At 60.8% G+C, this 23,611-nt stretch carries 16 protein-coding genes; 9 read left to right on the top strand and 7 right to left on the bottom strand.

All coding sequences use genetic code 11. The annotated features are described in order from the left end of the window. Positions 1-5 precede the first annotated feature (5 nt). From KW838_RS28535 to KW838_RS28525, 3 genes are all read right to left on the bottom strand, one after another. Positions 6-1,421, bottom strand: a complete 1,416-nt coding sequence (locus KW838_RS28535) for a DUF1254 domain-containing protein (RefSeq protein ID WP_218504287.1) — start codon at positions 1,419-1,421, stop codon at positions 6-8. 10 nt (positions 1,422-1,431) lie between these two features. Then, positions 1,432-2,223 carry a hypothetical protein gene (locus tag KW838_RS28530; protein ID WP_102700027.1) on the bottom strand — a complete coding sequence of 264 codons (792 nt, stop codon included), beginning with the start codon at positions 2,221-2,223 and terminating at the stop codon, positions 1,432-1,434. A gap of 293 nt (positions 2,224-2,516) precedes the next feature. After that, a complete protein-coding gene (locus KW838_RS28525) occupies positions 2,517-2,942 on the bottom strand; it encodes a YciI family protein (protein WP_218504286.1) in 426 nt (141 codons plus the stop codon). Between the two features lie 423 nt (positions 2,943-3,365). Here KW838_RS28525 and tpx point away from each other — a divergent pair, with 423 nt between their 5' ends. From tpx to KW838_RS28490, 7 genes are all read left to right on the top strand, one after another. Then, entirely contained in the window at positions 3,366-3,866 is a 501-nt protein-coding gene (gene tpx / locus KW838_RS28520) for a thiol peroxidase (protein ID WP_102700029.1), read from the top strand. 177 nt (positions 3,867-4,043) lie between these two features. Beyond that, positions 4,044-5,360, top strand: coding sequence for an MdtA/MuxA family multidrug efflux RND transporter periplasmic adaptor subunit (locus KW838_RS28515; RefSeq protein ID WP_218504285.1), 1,317 nt, complete (start codon positions 4,044-4,046; stop codon positions 5,358-5,360). Beyond that, positions 5,357-8,452 (top strand): MdtB/MuxB family multidrug efflux RND transporter permease subunit, encoded by a 3,096-nt coding sequence (locus tag KW838_RS28510; protein WP_218504284.1) that lies wholly within the window; start codon positions 5,357-5,359, stop codon positions 8,450-8,452. The genes KW838_RS28515 and KW838_RS28510 overlap by 4 nt, the downstream gene beginning before the upstream one ends. 148 nt (positions 8,453-8,600) lie before the next feature. After that, positions 8,601-11,708, top strand: a complete 3,108-nt coding sequence (locus KW838_RS28505; RefSeq protein ID WP_218504283.1) for an efflux RND transporter permease subunit — start codon at positions 8,601-8,603, stop codon at positions 11,706-11,708. Continuing rightward, positions 11,705-13,186: an efflux transporter outer membrane subunit gene (locus tag KW838_RS28500; protein ID WP_102700033.1), complete on the top strand. Its 1,482-nt coding sequence runs from the start codon at positions 11,705-11,707 to the stop codon at positions 13,184-13,186. The genes KW838_RS28505 and KW838_RS28500 overlap by 4 nt, the downstream gene beginning before the upstream one ends. Before the next feature lie 279 nt (positions 13,187-13,465). After that, positions 13,466-15,547, top strand: coding sequence for a bifunctional diguanylate cyclase/phosphodiesterase (locus KW838_RS28495; protein ID WP_102700034.1), 2,082 nt, complete (start codon positions 13,466-13,468; stop codon positions 15,545-15,547). 178 nt (positions 15,548-15,725) lie between these two features. Then, positions 15,726-16,472, top strand: coding sequence for an SDR family oxidoreductase (locus KW838_RS28490; RefSeq protein ID WP_102700035.1), 747 nt, complete (start codon positions 15,726-15,728; stop codon positions 16,470-16,472). A 149-nt stretch (positions 16,473-16,621) separates the two neighbouring features. On the opposite strand, the gene mapR is transcribed toward KW838_RS28490, so the two are convergent. The 3 genes from mapR to KW838_RS28475 form a co-directional block, all read right to left on the bottom strand. Continuing rightward, entirely contained in the window at positions 16,622-18,031 is a 1,410-nt protein-coding gene (gene mapR, locus KW838_RS28485) for a GntR family transcriptional regulator MpaR (protein WP_102700036.1), read from the bottom strand. A gap of 145 nt (positions 18,032-18,176) precedes the next feature. Continuing rightward, positions 18,177-19,589, bottom strand: a complete 1,413-nt coding sequence (ccoG, locus tag KW838_RS28480; RefSeq protein WP_218504282.1) for a cytochrome c oxidase accessory protein CcoG — start codon at positions 19,587-19,589, stop codon at positions 18,177-18,179. Positions 19,590-19,784: 195 nt separating this feature from the next. Beyond that, the gene (locus KW838_RS28475; protein WP_015095303.1) at positions 19,785-20,018 is read right to left on the bottom strand and encodes a DUF3203 family protein; all 234 of its coding nucleotides are present in this window, start codon (positions 20,016-20,018) and stop codon (positions 19,785-19,787) included. A gap of 120 nt (positions 20,019-20,138) precedes the next feature. On the opposite strand from KW838_RS28475, the gene KW838_RS28470 reads away from it, so the two are divergent. Next, positions 20,139-20,639, top strand: a complete 501-nt coding sequence (locus tag KW838_RS28470; RefSeq protein ID WP_102700039.1) for an MgtC/SapB family protein — start codon at positions 20,139-20,141, stop codon at positions 20,637-20,639. Between the two features lie 489 nt (positions 20,640-21,128). Here KW838_RS28470 and KW838_RS28465 read toward each other — a convergent pair whose 3' ends face one another. Next, positions 21,129-21,296 carry a hypothetical protein gene (locus tag KW838_RS28465; RefSeq protein ID WP_172435747.1) on the bottom strand — a complete coding sequence of 56 codons (168 nt, stop codon included), beginning with the start codon at positions 21,294-21,296 and terminating at the stop codon, positions 21,129-21,131. Between the two features lie 203 nt (positions 21,297-21,499). Between KW838_RS28465 and KW838_RS28460 the strand changes: the two genes are divergently transcribed. After that, positions 21,500-23,497, top strand: a complete 1,998-nt coding sequence (locus KW838_RS28460; protein WP_218504281.1) for an alpha-1,4-glucan--maltose-1-phosphate maltosyltransferase — start codon at positions 21,500-21,502, stop codon at positions 23,495-23,497. Positions 23,498-23,611 lie beyond the last annotated feature (114 nt).

Below are 23,611 nucleotides of genomic sequence, written 5' to 3'. Positions count from 1 at the left end.
TCCGCTTATTGTTGTGGGGTGGCTGGCGCCAGCAGCGGCAGTTTCCACTGGCCGTTGTTGACTTCAGGTTTGGGCAGGTACAGGCGCAGCACGCCGTAGAACGGACCATTCGGTGCCGGCAGCCAGTTGCTTTGCAATGCTTTGGCCGGTGCCTTGTGCTGCACGTAAAGAGTCAGGCCGCCATCGGCATCGAGCTTGAGGTCGGGCAACATCCGCGAATTGATCAAGTAGCGATTGAGCGGGTTGGCCACCAGCAATTTGTTTTTGCCGTCATACATGGTCAGCGACCAGAACGCATCGACCGGGGGCAGGGCGTCCTTGTCAAAATGCAGGGTGTAGTCGGTTTTCGATGCGTCGACCGGTTTTCCGTCCTTGTCGACGAAATAGCCGAAGTAGTTCGCCTCTTCGGCAGAGTTGCCGAAAATCCCCATGTTGGCGCCTGCATAGCGGTACAGGTAGTTGCCCTTGAGGTGGTCGCGGCTGCCGAACAGGTCACCGCTGCTGACCTCATGGGTGTCGACTTTGGTTTTCTTGAATTCGGCGAACTCGGCCCTGGCGTCACTGATGCCGTCTTCCAGTGCCTGGCGTTGTTCGGCGCTGAGGTCGCTGAGCCTGAAGGGTTTGCCGGCCCCGACGCCGATTTTTGCGAAGCGCGCCAGCAGGTCTTTTTCCACGTCCTGGGCCGGGGTGAATGCCAGCATGAAATTCAGGTAGCGAAACAGGTCCGGGGTCTCGCTCATGGTCGGCGTCGGTTTCGGCCAGTCGATTTTCGGCGCGGCAGCCGGGGCCTTCTGTTTGACGTAGTGACTCAGGGGTTCGACCTTGTAGCCCTTCTGGATCTGCTTGACCTTGGCCAGGTCTTTTTCATCGAACAATTGCGTGCGGTACAGCGCATAAGCGATGTTGCTTTCACTGCGGACCATGCGGTCGATGTCGACCGGTTGCTGACCCTGCCAGTTCGGGCCGGCAATCATGTAGTGCCCCCCGTTGTTGCCCGTGCTGCGAGTGCCCAGATAGCCAAAGTTCTGGGTATAGGCGTCGATCAGTTGCACCGAGTAGTAACGGTGTTCTTCGATGGGCGGCAGGGTCAGCACCAACGGCTCGGCGCGCAAATCCATCCAGACAAAGGAGTAGGGCGTGTCGAAGTTCGGGGTGACGAACGCCGTGTCCTTCGCGGTAAACGCCTTGGCGGTATTGCCGATCTGATTGAACGGTGCCTTGAAATTCGGGCTCTTCCTGTCCACGGCCTGTGTGTAGAGGGTCTTGTACATCTCCACCACCGGGAGGCCGTACAGATAGGCCTCCCTGGCAATGGCCCGGGCTTCGTCCGGGGTGGCGGTGAAGTCGACACTGGCCCCTGCACCACAACTGACGAACATTGTCATCAGGCTGAAACCGGCTGCGCGAAGTGCACCGTGCATACAAAAATCCTTATTTACCGAAGGTGACATTGATCCCGGCGAACACTGTGAACTGCGGCAAACCATCGCCTTTTCGGTCAACGGTCCACTGTGGCTCGATAAAGGCATTGAGGATATTGGACCCGGACTTCCAGGCTTTGCCGCCACCCAAACCGAGTGGGATGTAGTGAGTGTTGTTCTTCAGGTCGAACGTCCAGATACCGGTCGAGCGCAGGTACCAGCCTTTTTCCAGGTTGTGGATGATGAACGGCTGGAAGGTGGCGGACTCGACGTGAGGACGGTCGTGATCACCGGCGAACGAGCTCTGGTACTGCACCAGTGCGCCGAGGAGTCCGCGTGGCGAGGAGTCGATGGCGATGGCGGACAGGCCAGCCTGCCATTTGCCGGTTCCCAACTCATCCTGCTCAGCGGTCGGCGCAGTGATTTGCGGGCCGACGCCCAACTGCACGCCTTCGGTTTTGAGCAGGAAAATATCGAACAGGTTCAGGTCACCGATGCCGGTGCTGTAGCCGTTGTGGGGATCCGGGCGGGTGCTGACGGGAAGGGTGACGCGCAACAGTTGCGGGACACCAATGAAATCATTCGGCGCCATGGGCAACGCGCCACGCAGCAGTGCGTCATTGGTATGAGCGTTGGTGTCGAACAACTTTGGGGTGTAGTAGTCCTGAAGGTTGACGCCGGGCGCCAGGTTCAGCGGGTTGTTACTTTTGTTGGCCGTTTCGGCGTTATCGGCGTGAGCAAAAAAAACAGGCGCGAGCGAAGTCACCCAGACGAAGGCGTACTTCCCCAATTTCTTTGACATTAATCCCCCGGCTCCCTGGTGGCTGATTGGGCAGACGGTCCTTAAGTTTGGCCGCAACTGCGTAATCCCTTTCCGATCAAGCCTGTAGGACTTGTCGGATGAAATTAGCAGTTAACCACGGGTTGGCCAATCTAATGGATTAATTCTTTCGTTTTGTGTGTGGATTCTCGTTATTTTTGTGTACTAAAAAGTTAATGCGGATCAAAGGCTTGCCCAGGCAAGTTGAGTGGCTATCTAGTTCAATGTGGGAGCAAGCCCGCTCCCACAGGAAACAGAGGAAAAGGTCGAATCAGTCAGTTCTTCTTCGCCTGCTCCCAAACCCGCTGTTCCTGCTCGCGCAGTTCCGGCGTGAACTCGGCGCCAAAATCTTCGGCTTCAAACACCTGGCGAATCTCGATTTCGGCTTCGGTGCCCGGCATCGGGTTGGGGCAGCGCTTGACCCATTCGATGGCTTCTTCTTTGGACTTCACTTTCCACAACCAGAAACCGGCAATCAGTTCCTTGGTTTCGATGAAGGGGCCGTCGATCACCGTGCGTTGGTCACCTGAAAACTTTACACGAGCGCCCTTGCTGCTCGGATGCAGGCCTTCGCCCGCGAGCATGATGCCGGCCTTGACCAGTTCTTCGTTGTAGTTGCCCATGGCGGTCAGCAGTTCCTGGCTGGGCATGACGCCGGCTTCGGAATCCTGGCTGGCCTTGATGATGATCATGAATCGCATGGTCTCGTCTCCGTTGCAGTTGAGTGATTCGATTTATAGTCGAACGACGGTGGAGCAATTCGACAGAGTGCTAAAAAAGTTTCAGTCGAAGACGTGTCGCGTACCTTTCGTCATGTACATCGGGAAGCGGCGGGTGAGGGCGTACTCTGTACTTTTGCCGACTTGTTCGGCTAACAAGCGAACCCTGTGGGAGCGAGCCTGCTCGCGATGGCGTCAGTTCGGTCACCAGCGAAGTTGCATGACATTGCGCTTTCGTCGGAGCGCCGCCCGGAGCAAGCCCGCTCCCACAGGGTTATGGGTTGTATCCAGTTTTGTATGCCGATACATGACAATTTATGTTTGACCATAGGTCACAGGACAATTTCGTGGTTAACTTCGGCCTCGTCAAAATTCTCCACCACAACGTTCAGAAGGACTCCGTTCATGGCTCAAGTCACTCTTAAAGGCAACCCGGTTCAAGTCAACGGCCAACTGCCACAAGCCGGTTCCAAGGCGCCAGCCTTTTCCCTGGTTGCCGGCAATCTGTCCGACGTTACCCTCAAAGACTTTGCCGGCAAGCGCAAAGTGCTGAACATCTTCCCAAGCGTTGACACCCCGACCTGCGCCACCTCGGTGCGCCAGTTCAACGCCAAGGCCGGTAGCGTCGACAACACTGTCGTGCTGTGCATCTCCGCTGACCTGCCGTTCGCCCAGGCCCGCTTCTGCGGCGCCGAAGGCCTGGAAAACGTCCAGAACCTGTCGACCCTGCGCGGTGCCGAGTTCATCCAGAACTACGGTGTTGCCATCGCCGACGGCCCGCTCAAGGGCCTGACCGCTCGTGCCGTGGTGGTTCTGGACGAAAACGACAATGTGCTGCACAGCGAGCTGGTTGGCGAAATCGCTGACGAGCCGAACTACGAAGCGGCACTTGCTGTTCTGAAATAAGCGTACCTTTACAATGTTTAACGGCCTGGCCCTGTCCAGGCCGTTTTCATTTGTGCTTCAGTGTCTTACACAAAACTCCTGTTACGTAAGCCGAAAGTAAATTGCCGGTAAAGGCGCTTTGCTTAAAACCCGCCAGTGCTTATCGTTCAGCCTCATGTAAAAAAGCCCACGCGCCCAATGGTTGATCACTCAATGCAATCCTCCGCTTCCCGTAGTCCCCGTCGCTGGCTGTTCGGCCTGCTTGTCCTGTTGGTCATCGCTGGCCTGTGCTGGAAATTCTGGCCGGGCAGCGCTGCACCCAAGGAGGCGGCGGGGCAGAAAGCCGTTGCCGGGCATACCGGGCGATCGGGGGGCATGCGTCCGGGGTTCGGCGGTGCGTCAGGGCCGGTGCCGGTGCGCGTGGCTGCGGCCGTCACCGGTGACTTCCCGCTGTACTTCAAGGCGCTGGGCACGGTCACGGCGCTGAATACCATCAACGTCCGCAGCCGCGTCGGCGGTGAGCTGGTCAAGATCTATTTCGAAGAAGGGCAGATGGTCAAGGCCGGCGACCTGCTGGCCGAAATCGACCCGCGCCCCTACCAGAACGCCTTGCTTCAGGCCGAAGGCACCTTGCTGCAGAATCAGGCGCAACTGAAAAACGCCCAGGTCGATGTCGAGCGCTATCGCGGCCTGTACCGCGAGGACAGTATTGCCAAGCAGACCCTGGACACCGCCGAAGCGCTGGTCGGTCAGTTCCAGGGCACGGTGAAGACCAACCAGGCAGCGGTCAACGATGCCAAGCTCAACCTTGAATTCACCCGGATCCGCGCACCCATCACCGGTCGCGTGGGCCTGCGTCAACTGGACGTCGGCAACCTGGTGGCGGCCAATGACACCACCGCCTTGGCGATCATCACCCAGACCCAACCGATCAGCGTGGCCTTCACCCTCCCGGAAAACAGCCTCGACACCGTGCTTGCCCGTTATCGCAGCGGTGCCAAATTGCCGGCTGAAGCCTGGGATCGCGGCGATACCAAATTGCAGGCCACTGGCGTGCTGCAGAGCCTGGACAACCAGATCGACGTCACCACCGGCACCCTGAAATTCAAGGCTCGCTACGAGAACCGTGATCAGTCGCTGTTCCCGAACCAGTTCGTCAATGTGCGCCTGCTGGCCGACACCCTCAAAAACGTGGTGCTCGCACCGTCCGCCGCGATCCAGTTCGGCACCAACGGCACGTTCGCCTATGTCCTGGAGGGTGACAAGAAGGTCAAGATCCGTCAGTTGAAAGTCGGCGCCAGTGACGGCCTGAACACTGTGGTCACCGAAGGCCTGTCCGCGGGCGACCGCGTCGTACTAGAGGGCACTGACCGCCTGAAAGACGGCAGCGACGTGGAGGTGGTCAACGACAGCCAGGACGTGCCGACCACGCCAACCGAACACCTGCAAGGCAAGTCGGCGGTCAACGCGGCTGAGCCCGCGACCACCGACAAGGCGAAAAAGGGTGGCGCATGAACATCTCGCGGCTGTTCATCCTTCGCCCGGTAGCCACCACGCTGAGCATGCTGGCGATTATCCTGGCCGGCGTGATTGCCTATCGGCTGCTGCCGGTGTCGGCGCTACCCCAGGTCGACTACCCGACCATTCGCGTCATGACCCTGTACCCCGGCGCCAGCCCGGATGTCATGACCAGCGCGGTGACCGCGCCGCTTGAGCGGCAGTTCGGGCAAATGCCCGGCCTGACACAAATGGCCTCCACCAGTTCCGGCGGCGCGTCGGTACTGACGTTGCGGTTCAGCCTCGACATCAACATGGACGTGGCCGAGCAACAGGTGCAGGCGGCGATCAACGCCGCCACCAACCTGCTGCCCAAGGACCTGCCGGCACCGCCGGTGTACAACAAGGTCAATCCGGCCGATACCCCGGTGCTGACCCTGGCCATCACCTCCAAGACCATGTTGCTGCCCAAACTCAACGATCTGGTCGATACGCGCATGGCGCAGAAAATCGCCCAGATCAGCGGCGTCGGCATGGTCAGCATCGCCGGTGGTCAACGCCAGGCCGTGCGGATCAAGGTCAACCCGGAGGCCCTGGCGGCCAACGGCTTGAACCTGTCGGACGTGCGCACCCTGATCGGCGCCTCCAACGTCAACCAGCCCAAGGGCAACTTCGACGGCCCGACCCGGGTCTCTATGCTTGATGCCAACGATCAACTGACCTCGCCCAAGGACTACGCCAACCTGATCCTGGCCTATGCCAACGGCGCGCCGCTGCGGCTCAAGGACGTCGCTGAAATCGTCGACGGCGCCGAGAACGAACGCCTCGCGGCATGGGCCAACGAAAACCAGGCCGTGCTGCTCAACATCCAGCGTCAGCCCGGGGCCAACGTGATCGAGGTGGTGGACCGGATCAAGGCGCTGCTGCCGAGCATCACCGACAACCTGCCGGCCGGCCTCGACGTGGTGGTGCTGACCGACCGCACCCAGACCATCCGCGCCTCGGTCAAGGACGTGCAGCACGAATTGCTGATCGCCATCGCCCTGGTGGTCATGGTCACCTTCCTGTTCCTGCGTCGCGCCAGCGCCACGATCATTCCGTCGGTGGCCGTGCCGCTGTCGCTGATCGGCACCTTCGGCGTGATGTACCTGGCCGGGTTCTCGGTCAACAACCTGACCCTGATGGCCCTGACCATCGCCACCGGTTTTGTGGTGGACGATGCGATCGTCATGCTGGAGAACATTTCGCGCTTCATCGAGGAGGGCGACAGCCCGCTGAACGCGGCGCTCAAGGGCGCCAAGCAGATCGGTTTCACCCTGATTTCCCTGACGTTGTCGCTGATCGCCGTGCTGATCCCGCTGCTGTTCATGGCGGACGTGGTCGGGCGGTTGTTCCGCGAGTTCGCCATCACACTCGCGGTGGCGATCCTGATTTCCCTGGTGGTTTCCCTGACGCTGACGCCGATGATGTGCGCGCGGCTGCTCAAGCGCGAACCCAAGGAAGCCGAGCAGGGGCGTTTCTATCGCGCCAGCGGTGCGTTCATCGACTGGATGATCGCCGCTTATGGACGCAAGTTGCAGTGGGTGCTCAAGCACCAGCCCCTGACCTTGATGGTGGCTATTGGCACTCTGGCGCTGACGGTATTCCTGTACATGGTGGTGCCCAAAGGCTTCTTCCCGGTGCAGGACACCGGGGTTATCCAGGGTATTTCCGAAGCGCCGCAATCGATTTCCTTCGCAGCCATGAGCGAGCGTCAGCAGGAACTGGCCAAGGTGATTCTGGCCGACCCCGCCGTCGAGAGCCTGTCCTCCTACATTGGTGTCGACGGCGACAACTCAACGCTCAACAGCGGTCGTTTGCTGATCAACCTCAAGTCGCACCACGACCGTGACCTGAGTGCAACGCAAGTGATTGCCCGCCTGCAACCGGAGCTCGACAAGCTGGTCGGCATCCGTCTGTTCATGCAGCCGGTGCAGGACCTGACCATCGAGGACCGGGTCAGCCGCACGCAGTACCAGTTCAGCATGTCGTCACCGGACTCGGAACTGCTGAGCCTGTGGAGCAGGCGCCTGGTGGAGGCCTTGGCCGACCGGCCGGAGCTGACAGACGTGGCCAGCGATCTGCAGGACAAGGGCTTGCAGGTCTATCTGGTGATCGACCGGGATGCGGCGTCGCGGGTCGGGGTGTCGGTGTCGAACATCACCGATGCGCTGTACGACGCCTTCGGCCAGCGGCAGATTTCCACGATCTACACCCAGGCGAGCCAGTACCGCGTGGTCCTGCAATCGCAGTCCGGCGAAAAGATCGGCCCGGATGCGTTGAACCAGATTCACGTCAAGACCACCGATGGCGGTCAGGTACGCCTGTCCAGCCTGGCGCATATCGAGGAACGTCAGGCGCAACTGGCGATCACCCACATCGGCCAGTTCCCGGCGGTGATGATGTCCTTCAACCTGGCGCCCGGCGTGGCGCTGGGGCATGCGGTCGAGATCATCGAGCAGGTGCAGAAGGAGATCGGCATGCCGATTGGCGTGCAGACCCAGTTCCAGGGCGCCGCAGAGGCGTTCCAGGCTTCGTTGTCGAGCACCTTGCTGCTGATCCTGGCGGCGGTGGTGACCATGTACATCGTGCTGGGCGTGCTCTACGAGAGCTACATCCACCCGATCACCATTCTCTCGACCTTGCCGTCGGCGGCGGTGGGCGCCTTGCTGGCGTTGATCCTCAGCGGCAACGACCTGGGCATGATCGCGATCATCGGCATCATCCTGCTGATCGGCATCGTCAAGAAGAACGCGATCATGATGATCGACTTCGCCCTCGACGCTGAACGCAACCAGGGCATGGACCCGCAAACGGCGATCTATCAGGCCGCCTTGCTGCGTTTCCGGCCGATCCTGATGACGACCCTGGCCGCGCTCTTCGGTGCCGTGCCGTTGATGCTGGCCACCGGTTCCGGCGCGGAACTGCGCCAGCCGCTGGGGTTGGTAATGGTCGGCGGCCTGTTGCTGAGCCAGGTGTTGACCCTGTTCACTACGCCTGTGATTTACCTGTATTTCGATCGTCTCGGTCGGCGCTTTGGCAAGACCGGCGCTCAGGAGACGGCGGTATGACGGCCTGCATAACCTGTGGGAGCGGGCTTGCCCGCGAAGGCGTCCGGTCAGTCGACAGGGATGTTGAATGCAAGGTCCTCTTCGCGAGCAAGCCCGCTCCCACAGAGGGGCAGCAGGGCTCGCGGGTTGGTGCCGGGAGCAGTCATCGATGAATCTCTCGGGACCTTTCATCAAGCGCCCGGTCGCGACCATGTTGCTGAGCCTGGCCATCATGCTGCTGGGCGGCGTGAGTTTCGGTTTGCTGCCCGTGTCGCCGCTGCCGCAAATGGACTTTCCGGTGATCGTGGTCCAGGCCAGCCTGCCCGGGGCCAGCCCCGAAGTCATGGCGTCGACCGTGGCCACGCCGCTGGAGCGCTCCTTCGGCGCCATCGCCGGGGTCAACACCATGAGCAGCCGGTCCAGCCAGGGATCGACCCGGGTGATCCTGCAATTCGACCTCGACCGTGACATCAACGGCGCGGCGCGGGAAGTGCAGGCGGCCATCAACGCCTCGCGCAACCTGCTGCCCAGCGGGATGCGCAGCATGCCGACCTACAAGAAGGTCAACCCGTCCCAGGCGCCGATCATGGTGTTGTCGCTGACCTCGGATGTGCTGGAAAAAGGCCAGCTCTATGACCTGGCTTCGACCATCCTGTCCCAGAGCCTGTCCCAGGTGCAGGGCGTCGGCGAGGTGCAGATCGGCGGCAGTTCGCTGCCGGCGGTGCGTATCGAACTCGAACCGCAGGCGCTGAACCAGTACGGCGTGGCCCTGGACGATGTGCGCAACACCATCGCCAATGCCAACGTGCGTCGGCCCAAGGGTTCGGTGGAAGACGATCAGCGGCTGTGGCAGGTCCAGGCCAACGACCAGTTGGAAAAAGCCAAGGACTACGAGTCGCTGATCATCCACTACAACGGCGGCGCGGCCCTGCGCCTCAAGGACGTGGCCAAGGTCAGCGACGGCGTCGAAGACCGCTACAACAGCGGTTTCTTCAACGACGACGCGGCGGTGCTGCTGGTGATCAACCGGCAGGCCGGCGCCAACATCATCGAGACGGTCAACGAGATCAAGGCGCAATTGCCGGCGTTGCAGGCGGTGTTGCCGGCCAGCGTCAAGCTGAACCTGGCCATGGATCGCTCGCCGGTGATCAAGGCCACGCTGCATGAGGCGGAAATGACCCTGCTGATTGCCGTGGCGCTGGTGATCCTGGTGGTGTTCCTGTTCCTCGGTAACTTCCGCGCCTCGCTGATCCCGACCCTGGCGGTGCCGGTGTCGCTGGTCGGTACCTTTGCCGTGATGTACCTCTACGGCTTTTCGCTGAACAACCTGTCGCTGATGGCGCTGATCCTGGCCACCGGGCTGGTGGTGGACGATGCCATCGTGGTGCTGGAGAACATTTCCCGGCACATCGACGAAGGCGTGCGGCCGATGAAGGCGGCCTACCTCGGCGCCCAGGAAGTCGGCTTCACCCTGCTGTCGATGAACGTGTCGCTGGTGGCGGTGTTCCTGTCGATCCTGTTCATGGGCGGGATCATTGAAAGCCTGTTCCGCGAATTCTCCATCACCCTGGCGGCGGCCATCGTGGTGTCGCTGCTGGTGTCGTTGACCCTGACCCCGATGCTCTGCGCCCGCTGGCTCAAGCCGCACACGCCGGGGCAGGAGAACCGCCTGCAACGCTGGAGCCGGCGGGCCAACGACTGGATGGTTGGCAAATACGCCACCAGCCTCGACTGGGTGCTGCGCCACAAACGCCTGACGTTGCTCAGTCTGTTCGTGACAATCGGCGTTAACATTGCGCTATATATTGTTGTTCCTAAAACATTTTTGCCTCAGCAGGATACCGGCCAGCTGATCGGTTTCGTGCGCGGCGACGACGGCCTGTCGTTCAGCGTGATGCAGCCGAAGATGGAGATTTTCCGTCGGGCTGTATTGAAGGATGAGGCGGTAGAAAGCGTCGCCGGCTTCATAGGCGGCAGTAACGGCACCAACAACGCCTTCATGCTGGTACGCCTGAAACCGATCAAGGAGCGCAACATTTCCGCGCAGAAAGTCATCGAACGCCTGCGCAAGGAAATGCCCAAGGTACCCGGCGCACAGCTGATGCTCATGGCCGACCAGGACCTGCAGTTCGGTGGCGGCCGTGAGCAGACCACCTCGCAATACTCCTACATCCTGCAAAGCGGGGATCTCGGGGCATTACGCGAGTGGTATCCGAAAGTCGTCACCGCGCTCAAGGCCTTGCCGGAACTGACGGCCATCGATGCGCGGGAAGGTCGGGGCGCCCGGCAAGTGACCCTGATCGTCGACCGCGACCAGGCCAAGCGCCTCGGTGTCGACATGGAGATGGTCACGGCGGTGCTGAACAACGCCTACAGCCAGCGGCAGATTTCGACCATCTACGACAGCCTCAACCAGTATCAGGTGGTGATGGAGGTCAACCCGAAATACGCCCAGGACCCGATCACCCTCAAGCAGGTCCAGGTGATCACCGCCGATGGCGCGCGGATCCCGCTGTCGACCATCGCCCATTACGAAAACAGCCTGGAAAACGACCGGGTCAGCCACGAAGGCCAGTTCGCCTCGGAAAGCATTGCCTTCGACATGGCCGAAGGCGTGACCGTGGAGCAGGGCGGTGCCGCCATCGAGCGGGCGATTGCCAAGGTCGGGCTGCCGGAAGAGGTGATCGCGAAAATGGCCGGCACAGCCGACGCTTTCGCGGCGACCCAAAAGAGTCAGCCGTGGATGATTCTGGGGGCGCTGGTGGCGGTGTATCTGGTGCTGGGTGTGCTGTACGAAAGCTACATTCATCCGCTGACCATCCTGTCCACCCTGCCGTCCGCCGGGGTTGGCGCGTTGCTGTCGATCTATGCGCTGGGCGGCGAGTTCAGCCTGATTTCGTTGCTGGGGCTGTTTCTGCTGATCGGCGTGGTCAAGAAAAACGCCATTCTGATGATCGACCTGGCGTTGCAGCTGGAGCGGCATCAGGGCATGGCGCCGCTGGAATCGATTCGCAGTGCCTGCCTGCAACGTTTGCGACCGATCCTGATGACCACCCTGGCGGCGATCCTCGGCGCCTTGCCGTTGCTGCTGAGCCGCGCCGAAGGGGCAGAAATGCGCCAGCCGCTGGGCCTGACCATCATCGGCGGGCTGATCTTCAGCCAGGTGCTGACGCTTTACACCACGCCGGTGGTTTACCTCTATCTCGACAAACTGCGCCATCGCTTCAACAAATGGCGTGGAGTGCGTACCGATGCTGCTCTGGAAACTCCGCTATGACTGAACGTTCGCTTTTCAACCTGGCTGCACCGCTGATCACGGCTCGAGGCTCGCGTCTGCTGAGCCTGTCACTGTGCGTGGCGATGCTCAGTGCCTGCGCCGTCGGCCCGGATTACCAGCGCCCGCAAACCGCCGAGCCTGCGCAGTACAAGGCAGCCGAAGGCTGGCGCCAGGCCAATCCGAGCGATGCCCTGGCGCGCGGCGCATGGTGGGAGCTGTATGGCGATCAACAGCTCAATGGCCTGATCGAGAAGCTCAACAGCGCCAACCAGACTGTCGCCCAGTCCGAAGCCCAGTACCGTCAGGCCCAGGCCTTGGTGCGCAGCGCACGCGGGGCGTTTTTCCCGACGGTCGACCTGAACGTCAGCAAGAACCGTTCGAGCCAGGGCACCGGCAGCAGCAACTCCAGCCTGAGCAGTTCGTCCAGCGGTATTCGCGACACGTATTCGGCCCAGGCGGGCGTCAGTTGGGAAGCGGATGTGTGGGGCAAGCTGCGCCGTGGCCTGGAAGCCGACACCGCGAATGCCCAGGCAAGCTTTGCCGATCTGGCGGCCATGCGCCTGAGTCAACAGTCGGAGCTGGTGCAAAATTACCTGCAATTGCGCGTGATCGATGGCCAGAAGCGTCTGCTCCAGGACACGGTCGAGGCTTATCAGCGCTCCCTGAAAATGACCGAGAACCAGTACCGCGCCGGCGTATCCGGCAAGGACGCCGTGGCCCAGGCCCAGACCCAGCTCAAGAGCACCGAAGCGGACATGATCGACCTGATCTGGCAACGCGCCCAGTTCGAGAACGCCATTGCCGTGCTGATCGGCCTGCCGCCGGCGCAGTTCAGCCTGGCGGAAAGCCAGGACATTCCGCAGTTGCCACAAGTGCCGCTGGCCCTGCCTTCGCAGTTGCTGGAGCGTCGCCCGGACATCGCATCCGCCGAACGCTCGGTAATGGCTGCCAACGCCAACATCGGTGTGGCCAAGGCGGCCTATTACCCGGACCTGACCCTGAGCTTGAACGGTGGTTACAGCAGCAGTACCTCGAAAGACTTGTTCAGCCTGCCGAACCGCTTCTGGTCGGTCGGGCCGCAATTGGCCATGACCCTGTTCGACGGCGGCCAGCGCTCGGCGGAAGTCGACCGCAGTGAAGCGGCCTATGACGAAACAGTGGCCAAGTACCGCCAGACCGTGCTGGACGGATTCCGCGAAGTGGAAAACTTCCTGGTGCAGCTCAAGGTGCTGCAGGACGAAGCCGTCGTGCGCCAACAGGCGCTGGACGCCGCCCGTGAATCGTTGCGCCTGACCCAGAACCAGTACAAGGCCGGCTTGATCGCATACATCGATGTGGTGGTGACCCAGGCGGCGGCGCTGAGCAATGAGCGCAGCAACCTGGACCTGTTGCAAAGCCGCCTGATCGCCAGCGTGCAGTTGATTGCCGCACTGGGCGGTGGCTGGGACGGACAGCTTGAGGTGAGCGACAGTCAATAGCGCAATCCCTGTGGGAGCGAGCTTGCTCGCGATAGCGGTGGTTCAGGCAACATTCATGCTGAATGTGACGCAGCCATCGCGAGCAAGCTCGCTCCCACAGGTTTTGTGGTGCCAGCAGCTTGACGTGAGTTAATGTAAAACCTTAAAACAAGCGTTTCATCGGACTGATGGCCCTTTGCTAATTTTGTGGGTGCGTTCTCATTCGGAATCAGTACAATCGCCGCATTTTCCCCCGGCGAGAATCAATACCATTAACGGGGGCATTCGCGAGAAGTCCCCATGCTCATCGGTAGCTATTCCCCCACCCTGGTTATCATTTCGCTCTGTGTCGCGATTCTCGCCTCATATACCGCACTCGACCTGACCGGACGCATTGCCACTGCCAAAGGCCGCGCGGTGCATTTGTGGACCGCGGGCGGGGCCATAGCCATGGGCATCGGCATCTGGTCGATGCACTTTATCGGCATGCTCGCATTCAAGCTGCCGATCGATCTGGGCTATGACGGCGCAATCACCCTGTTGTCGCTGTTGATCGGGGTGCTCTCCAGCGGTTTTGCGCTGTGGCTGGTCAGCCAGCCGCAACTGCCGGCGTGGCAACTGGCCTTTGGCGCGCTGGTCATGGGCGCCGGCATCAGCGCGATGCACTACACCGGCATGGCTGCCATGCGCATGCAACCGGGCATCGACTATGACCCGACGCTGTTCGGCGCTTCGCTGATGATCGCTGTCGGTGCTTCGGGCGCGGCATTGTGGATCGCTTTCCGTTTGCGCCAACACACGCCTTATGTCCGTCTGATCCGTGGCGGTGCCGCCGTGATCATGGGCATCGCCATCGTCGGCATGCACTACACCGGGATGGCCGCTGCACGCTTTGCCGATGGCAGCTTTTGCGGGGCGGCGGTCGATGGGTTGAGCGGCAAGGGCCTGGACAACCTGGTGCTGATCACCACGCTGGCGGTGCTGAGCATTGCCTTGCTGACCTCGATCCTCGACGCACGCCTGGAGGCCCGCACTGCGAGCCTGGCCCAGTCGCTGACCGAAGCCAACCGTGAACTGACCCAATTGGCCCTGCATGACACCCTCACCGGGTTGCCGAACCGGACGTTGCTCGCCGACCGAATCGATCAGGCCATGTCGCGGGTTCGTGAAGAGGGTGGTTGCTTTGCCCTGATGTTCATCGACCTGGACGGCTTCAAACCCGTCAACGATGCCTTCGGTCACCACATGGGCGACTTGCTGTTGCGCGAAGTGGCCCTGCGCCTGCGCGAAGACTTGCGCAGCCAGGACACCCTGGCGCGCATCGGCGGCGATGAGTTCGTGTTGCTGGTGCAATTGAGCGAGCAGAACGATGCCTTGAACCTCGCGGCCCGCCAGGTCGGGTTGATCGCGCAGGCGTTCCGGGTTGCCGAACATGATTTGCACATTTCCGCCAGTGTCGGCATCGCGCTCTATCCGGGTAACGGGCAGTCCGCCCACGAATTGCTGATGAACGCCGACGCGGCGATGTACCACGCCAAGGGCGCGGGTAAAAACGGCTACAGCTTTTTCGACGCCTCGATGAACAACAACGCGCGCAAGCAACTGCAATTGCTGCAGGACTTGCGCAATGCCTTGGAACATCAGCAATTCAGCCTGCATTACCAGCCCAAGTTCGATGCCGCCAATGGCCGGCCAGTGGGCGCCGAGGCCCTGTTGCGCTGGGAGCATCCGACGCAGGGGTTGTTGTTGCCGGACAAATTCATCGAACTGGCGGAAAAAACCGGGCTGATCATTCCGATCGGCGAGTGGGTGCTCAACGAAGCGTGCCGCCAGATGCGCGAGTGGTACGTGCTGGGCTACACCGATTGGCGCATCGCCGTGAACCTGTCGGCCATCCAGTTTTGCCATGCCGGACTGGTCCAGAGCGTCGCCAAGGCACTGGCAACTCACCATCTGCCGGCCAATAGCCTGACCCTGGAAATCACTGAAACCACCGCCATGAGCGATGCCGACGCGAGCATGACGGTGCTTCAGGAACTCTCGGAAATGGGCGTCGACCTGTCCATCGACGATTTCGGTACCGGTTATTCGAGTTTGATGTACCTCAAGCGCCTGCCGGCCAACGAACTGAAGATCGACCGCGGTTTTGTCCGCGACCTGGAGCGCGACAGCGATGACGCCGCCATCGTTTCGGCCATCGTGGCACTCGGCCAGGCGCTGGGGTTGCGCATCGTTGCCGAGGGTGTGGAGACGGACTCGCAGCAGGACTTCCTGACGCAACTGGGCTGCGACTCGTTGCAGGGTTACCTGCTGGGGCATCCGTTGCCGGCCGCAGGTTTCATGGTGGAAATCCATCGCTCGGAGCGATTGGCGCTGGCTTGACAGTCCGTGTCATCGTTCATCGCGGGCAAGCCACGCTCCCACAGGTTTTACATATTCTGTGGGAGCGTGGCTTGCCCGCGATGGCGTCTGTGCAAACGCTGCCGAATTCATGCAAAAACCACCAATGGCGGTTATTCTTGCCCCCGACCGCTTAAGCTTTGATTGGGGGAAGGCTCGCATGGACAAAGTCATCGTCATCACTGGCGGCAGCCGTGGCATTGGTGCCGCCACCGCACTGTTGGCCGCCGCGCAAGGCTATCGGATCTGCATCAACTACCAGGCGGACGAAAAGGCCGCACTCGGCGTGCTGGAGCAAGTCCGCGCCCTCGGTGCGCAAGCCATTGCAGTACGGGCCGATGTCAGCATCGAGGACGAAGTCATCGCGCTGTTTCATCGGGTCGACAGTGAACTGGGCCGGGTCACGGCGCTGGTGAACAACGCCGGCACCGTGGGGCAAAAGTCCCGGGTCGACGAAATGTCCGAGTTCCGCATCCTCAAGATCATGAAAACCAACGTCCTGGCGCCGATCCTCTGCGCCAAGCACGCGATCCTGCGCATGTCGCCCAAGCACGGCGGGCAGGGCGGCAGCATCGTCAACGTGTCCTCGGTGGCCGCACGCTTGGGCGCGCCCAACGAATACGTCGACTACGCGGCGTCAAAAGGTGCGCTCGACACCTTCACCATCGGCCTGTCCAAGGAAGTGGCGGGAGAGGGGATACGCGTCAACGCCGTGCGGCCCGGCTACATCTACACCGATTTCCATGCCTTGAGCGGCGATCCGGACCGGGTCAGCAAGCTGGAATCGGCAATTCCCATGGCCCGCGGTGGGCGGCCGGATGAAGTGGCGGAGGCGATTGTCTGGTTGTTGTCGGACAAGGCTTCCTATGCGACGGGGACTTTTGTTGATCTGGGTGGTGGGCGTTGATCTGAGGTTTGCGTTGTCACTGCTGGCCTCTTCGCGGGCAAGCCCGCTCCCACAGGGTTATCTGGTGTACGCAAAGTCTGTGAACACCCGAGATTCCTTGTGGGAGCGAGCCTGCTCGCGAAGGCGATAGTACGGGCAACATCCAGCCATTAGAACGACCGCACAATCCGCCCCAACGTCTCCATCGCCTTCTCCGCAGCCTCATCCCACGGGCTCCCATAATTCAAGCGAATACAATTCCTGAACCTTTGCGTCGGTGAAAAAATCGGCCCCGGCGCAATGCTGATCCCCTGCGCCAGCGCCATCTGAAACAACTTCAACGAATCCATCTGCTCCGGCAATTCCAGCCACAAAAAGTACCCGCCTGCCGGTTGGCTGACCCGGGTCTGCGCCGGGAAATAGCGGGCGATGGCGGCGAGCATGGCGGCTTGCTGGTCTTCCAGCGCGTGACGCAATTTACGCAGGTGCCGGTCGTAGCCGCCGTGTTGCAGGTAGTCGGCGATCGCCGCCTGTGCAGGCATCGACGCGCACAGCGAGGTCATGAGTTTCAGGCGTTCGATTTTCTGCGCGTAGCGCCCGGCGGCGACCCAGCCGATGCGGTAACCGGGGGCCAGGCTTTTGGCGAACGAGCCGCAATGCATCACCAGGCCTTCGGTATCGAATGCCTTGGCCGGTTTCGGCGCTTGTTGACCGTAATACAGTTCGGCGTAGACATCGTCTTCGATCAGCGGCACCTGGTGGCGGCGTAGCAGTTCCACGAGCTGCTGTTTCTTGGCCTCGGGCACGGTCGCGCCCATGGGGTTCTGGAAGCTGGTCATGCACCAGCAGGCCTTGATCGGATGACGCTCCAGGGTTTGCTCGAGCACGCCGAGGTCGATGCCATCGCGCGGGTGCACGGGGATTTCCACGGCTTTGAGTTTCAGGCGTTCGAGCACTTGCAGGCAGGCGTAGAACGCCGGGGCTTCGATGGCCACCAGGTCGCCAGGTTGCGTCACCGCTTGCAGGCACAGGTTGAGGGCTTCCAGGGCGCCATTGGTGATCAGCAGTTCTTCCATGGGCAGCATCAGTCCGCCGACCATGTAGCGCAGGGCGATTTGCCGGCGCAGTTGCGGGTTGCCGGGCGACATGTCGGTGACCACCATGCGCGGGTCCATCTCGCGGGTGGCGCTGGCCAGGGAGCGGGACAAGCGTTGCAGGGGGAACAGTGTCGGGCTGGGGAATGCCGAGCCGAAGGCCACGGTGTTCGGGTCCTTGATCGAGTCGAGTACCGAGAACACCAGTTCGCTGACGTCGACTTCCGTGGATTCGTTGACCTGGCTGCTGATCACCGGCTCGGAAAACGGTCGCGGCGCATGGGCATTGACGAAATAGCCGGAGCGCGGACGGGCGCGGATCAGGCCCCGACGCTCCAGCAGGTAGTAGGCCTGGAACACCGTCGACGGGCTGACGCCGTAGGTCTGGCTGGCGTAGCGCACTGACGGCACACGCTGGCCCGGTCCGAGGACGCCGGAGCGGATCAGTTCTGCGATGTCGTCGGCGAATTTTTCGTAGCGTTTCATCAAAAAGCCCGGTTGGGTGTCTTTTGGAAAGAGGGGACGGGGGTACCGCCAAGATCGCAGCCTTCGGCAGCTCCTACAATGGATCGGCTTGCGTGTGTAGGAGCTGCCGAAGGCTGCGATCTTTAACGCTCTGCATCTTAAAGGCTCAGCGATTCATTGGCGCAACAAACCGGCTCTTCGCCACGCTGTAGACGCCAGGCTCATCGCTGTCGATTACCTTGAAACTGATGCTCTGCGAACTGCTGGCCGGACGCTCCGTGAGCATCGCCACCGACACCGGCACGTCGACAATCTCGCCCGGCGCCAGGCTCAACACGGTCTTGCCCTGCAACTCGAAATCATCGGCATCGACCAGGCGCAATTGATAGTCCTGACGCTGCTGGGTCTTGTTGATCACCTTCAGGCTGTAGATGTTTTCGATCTGCCCCCGGCTGTTTTCGCGGAACAGGCCCCGGTCCTTGCTGACGTCGAGCGAGACCATCGGCCGTTCCATCAATGCCACCACCAGGGCGGCGATCATCACCAGCAGCACGGCGGTGTAGCCGATCAGGCGCGGGCGCAGCAGGTGTGTCTTGCCACCTTGCAACTGATGCTCGGAGGTATAGCTGATCAATCCCCGGGCGTAGCCCATTTTGTCCATGATCGAATCGCAGGCGTCGATGCATGCAGCGCAACCGATGCATTCCATCTGCAAGCCATCGCGGATGTCGATGCCGGTCGGGCAGACCTGTACGCAGAGCTGGCAATCGATGCAGTCGCCCAAACCGGCCTCGGCGGGTTTGACCTCGCGTTTGCGCGGGCCACGGTTTTCGCCACGGGCCACGTCGTAGGAAATGGTCAGGGTGTCTTTGTCGAACATCACGCTCTGGAAGCGCGCGTAAGGGCACATGTGCATGCACACCGCTTCACGCAGCCAGCCGGCATTGATGTAGGTGGCACCGGTGAAAAACAGCACCCAGAACAGGCTGACGCCGCTCATTTGCAAAGTCAGCAGTTCTTCGGCCAGGGGCCGGATCGGGGTGAAGTAGCCGACGAAGGTCAGGCCGGTCAGCAGGCTGATGGCCAGCCACAAGGTGTGTTTGGCCGAGCGACGCATCAGTTTATTGACGCCCCACGGCGCGGCTTGCAGCTTGATCCGCTGGTTGCGCTCGCCCTCGGTGATTTTCTCGCACCACATGAAGATCCAGGTCCACGAACTTTGTGGGCAGGTATAGCCGCACCAGACCCGCCCGGCAAACACGGTGATCGCGAACAGGCCGAACGCGGCGATGATCAACAGTGCCGACAGCAGGATGAAGTCCTGCGGCCAGAAAGTTGCGCCGAAGATATGGAATTTACTTTCGGAAAGATCCCAGAGCACCGCCTGGCGGCCACCCCAGTTCAACCACACGGTGCCGAAAAACAGCAAAAACAGAAAACCCGCGCCGCTGATGCGCAGGTTGCGGAACAGTCCGGTGAAGCTGCGGGTGTGGATCAGGTTATCGCTGGTTTTGGCCTTCGTCTTTGGACGCGAAGGCTCGAATGTTTCTACGGTTCGGACGGGGATTCTCTCGCTCATGGTCTTTCGCTCATCAGCCTCCATCAGGCAAGAGCACTATGAGCGTCGATCTGTTTGCATAACAGACTCAGGTATTGGATTAAAAAGCGGATCAGATGGCCGTGTTCGTCCGGCCTGCGACAACTTGAAGCAGCCGTCGCACAAAGGTGCAAACGCCTATGCACAACAGCTGCGGCGGGTGTTGATCAACCTCAGTCAAATCACCGAATCACTGTCGCTGGCTTTCAGGTGCCGGCGTCCATCCACCGCGCCTGCGACGGTCAAGGCGTCGGCTTCCGCTTCGGTGATGTAGATGCGCTGGCCTTCGATGTCCACTGCCGACATGGCTTTGCGCCCATCGGTGACGATGGTCACGTCAGGACACAGACGAATCTGTTCGCCATTTTCGGTGGTGAAAAAGCAAGTCTGGTTCTCGATGCGAACGGTCATGGCGGAATCCTTTTTCAGGGGTATCTGAAGTTTCAGGCCGCAACTGCCGATCATCGTTCTGTGCGACCGATTAATGGTCGCTGCGGTCCACTCTCCATGGCTCCTCACAAGGACAACACCATGAACGCCTGGTGGCACGAAGTCTGGGTGACCCTGCAAGCCGAGTTCGCCGACATCACCGATGCCTCGCAATTGACGCGGATGACCGTGCGTCTGCTGATGGCCGCCGTGCTGGGCGGAATTCTCGGGTTCGAACGTGAACACCAGGGCAAGGCTGCTGGTGTGCGCACCCACATGCTGGTGGCGATGGGGGCGGCGCTGTTCGTGCTGGTGCCGCAAATGTCCGGTTCACAGGCCGATGCCATGAGTCGGGTCGTGCAGGGCGTGATTGCCGGGATCGGCTTCCTGGGGGCCGGCACCATCCTGAAAAACCGCGACGGCGACGAAAGCGACGTCAAGGGCCTGACCACCGCCGCCGGCCTATGGATGACCGCCGCCATCGGCGTCGCCACCGGGCTGGGCCGGGAGGCGACGGCAGTGCTCAGCACGCTGTTGGCGCTGGGGGTGTTCAGTGTGATGCCGAGGATTGTGAAGCTGATTGACAAGGATCATCAACCCTAGGAGCTGTCAGGGATTAACCCTGTCTGCGCAAGTCGCTTCACAGCCTGACTCCTGCTCGTTGCTCTGTGTTTCGCAGAGTTCGTGCTGGCTGTAGTCCATATCACCGTGAAGCAGATGTTTCTCCAGCTCCCTGATGATTGAGCTTTTGGTTGATTGTTCAGAGGGATTGCGTTCGGCTTCGAAGCAAAGAAATTCGTAGTTGAATATTTTCACGGAATGGCCAGCCGTCGAGTGGTCGTTCACGGTTTAGCGCGTGGTGCTGGGCGCTACCTCTGTTTGTGAATTCGCTGACGCTGGAAAAAAACGTTTTCATGGCTAACCACCCTCAAGGCTGAAGAAGTGGTGGCTATATAAGGCGCGAGATGTAAGTTTCGTAAAGTGTCGGACGGGCAGAATTGGCGCTTTAGGATCGGTACTACAGGTACTTGGGAAGTGTCATTCATTTTTGATGATCGTTCCTGGTGTCGAGGCAGGAACGATCAACTGTCTTCATTCAGGATTCACAATCACCGGCGGCATCGTCGCTGGCGGTTCTTCCCTTGGCGGCGGGGTTGTGCCAGGTGGGTCCTGTTCGGGCACCGGTTGTGGTTCGCTTGGCGGTATAACCGGGTTGTCGATGTTTGGATCGGGGGTTTCTGCCGGGAATGGATTGGTCATGGTTCAAGCCTCCAGTGGCACATGGCGTGAGTCGTGCTTAAGTAGGTTGACTGCTGTGCGAACGATTTGATTCCGCAAATTGCTGATGAACTTTTCCCGCCAGCCATCGCTCGGAACCTAAGTGAGTAGGTCCCGGGGCGGATGGCCCGTTCGGGTAGCGACCAGACACAAGCGCGTCCATGGGGCGTAAGGAGAGAGGCTCGATGACGGCTGAAAAACCGACTGAGTTGAGCTACAACCCGCACATGCCGCTGGCGCAGGCGCTGTTGCTGCCGCGCATTGTCATAGAAAACATCATGCCGACCCTTGAAGGCGGGCAGTTCGCGGTCAAGGCGGTGGTGGGGCAGGATGTGGTGGTCACGGCCAAGGTCTTTGCCGACGGGCATGACAAGCTGGCGGTTCGCGTGCGCTGGCGGGCCGAGGACGAGGATGTCTGGCAAAGCGCTGTCATGCAGGATCTGGGCAACAACGGTTGGCAGGGGCAGTTCCGGGTGAACGGTCAGGGCCGTTATCTGTTCTGTATCGAAGCCTGGATCGATCAGTTCGCCAGTTTTTGCTACGAGCTGGAAAAGAAGCATATAGCAGCGGTGCCCGTCAGCCTCGAATTGCAGGAAGGGCGGATCCAGGTGCAGCAAGCTGCCGAGCGCAGTGAGGGGCAGCTCAGTGAGCAATTGGCGGCATTGCACCATGAACTGGCAGGACTGCTCGAAACCGAGCAGGTCGCACTGTTTTTGCACCCGCGTAGCGCCGACCTCATGGCCCGCGTCGATCATCGTGCCTACCTGAGCCTGAGCCCGGAGTACCCGGTGGATGTGGAGCGCGAGCTGGCGCAGTTTGCCAGTTGGTATGAGTTGTTCCCGCGTTCGATCACCGACAGCCCGGAACGCCACGGTACTTTCAATGACGTGCATTCGCGGCTGGCGATGATCCACGACATGGGCTTCGATGTGCTGTATTTCCCGCCGATTCACCCGATCGGGCGCAGTTACCGCAAGGGCCCGAACAACTCGCTGACGGCAGGCCCCGATGATCCGGGCAGTCCCTATGCGATCGGTAGCGAGGAGGGCGGCCACGAGGCGATTCACAAGCAGTTGGGGACTCGCGAAGACTTCCGCCGACTGGTCTCGGCCGCTGCGGCCCACGGCCTGGAAATCGCCCTCGACTTCGCTATCCAGTGCTCCCAGGACCACCCATGGCTCAAGCAGCACCCCGGCTGGTTCAACTGGCGGCCTGACGGCACGATCAAGTACGCGGAGAACCCGCCGAAGAAATACCAGGACATCGTCAACGTCGATTTCTATGCCCCCGAGGCGATTCCGAGCCTGTGGGTGGAGTTGCGTGACATCGTGGTGGGATGGGTCGAGGAGGGCGTGAAGATCTTTCGCGTCGATAACCCGCACACCAAGCCGTTGCCGTTCTGGCAATGGCTGATCGCCGATGTACGGGCGCTGTACCCGGAAGTGATCTTCCTGGCCGAGGCCTTTACTACTCCGGCGATGATGGCGCGCCTGGGCAAGGTCGGTTACTCCCAGAGCTACACCTACTTCACCTGGCGCAACACCAAGGCCGAACTGGCGACTTACTTCACTGAACTCAACGAATCGCCGTGGCGCGAGTGCTACCGGCCGAATTTTTTCGTCAATACCCCGGACATCAACCCGGCGTTCCTGCATGAATCCGGGCGTCCCGGGTTCCTCATCCGCGCCGTGCTGGCGACCATGGGTTCGGGCCTGTGGGGCATGTATTCGGGTTTCGAGTTGTGCGAGTCAGCACCGGTGCCGGGCAAGGAGGAGTACCTCGACTCCGAGAAGTACGAGATCCGCCCCAGGGACTTCAATGCGCCGGGCAACATCATTGCCGAGATTGCCCAGCTCAACCGCATCCGCCGGCAGAACCCGGCGCTGCACACGCATCTGGGCCTGAAGGTCTACAACGCCTGGAACGACAACATCCTGTATTTCGGCAAACGCAGTTTTGACGGCAGCAACTTTATTCTGGTGGCGGTCAGTCTCGATCCGCACAACGTGCAGGAGGCGAACTTCGAGTTGCCGCTGTGGGAAATGGGTTTGCCCGACGACGCCAGCACCCAGGGCGAAGACCTGATGAATGGCCATCGCTGGACCTGGCATGGCAAGCATCAGTTCATGCGGATCGACCCGGCGTACCAGCCGTTCGGGATCTGGCGCATCACCGCCTCTTGAATGCGCCGCCCCCCTGTAGGAGCTGCCGAAGGCTGCGATCTTTTGCGTTAAAGAAAGTGAAGATCAAAAGATCGCAGCCTTCGGCAGCTCCTACAGGGGCGTATTGAGAGCGGC

It is taken from the genome of Pseudomonas sp. PDM27 (assembly GCF_019219205.1).
In the GTDB taxonomy this organism is placed as follows: domain Bacteria; phylum Pseudomonadota; class Gammaproteobacteria; order Pseudomonadales; family Pseudomonadaceae; genus Aquipseudomonas; species Aquipseudomonas laurylsulfatiphila.
Note: the sequence above shows the minus strand (reverse complement) of the source record. Positions and strands in the feature narration are given on the sequence as shown.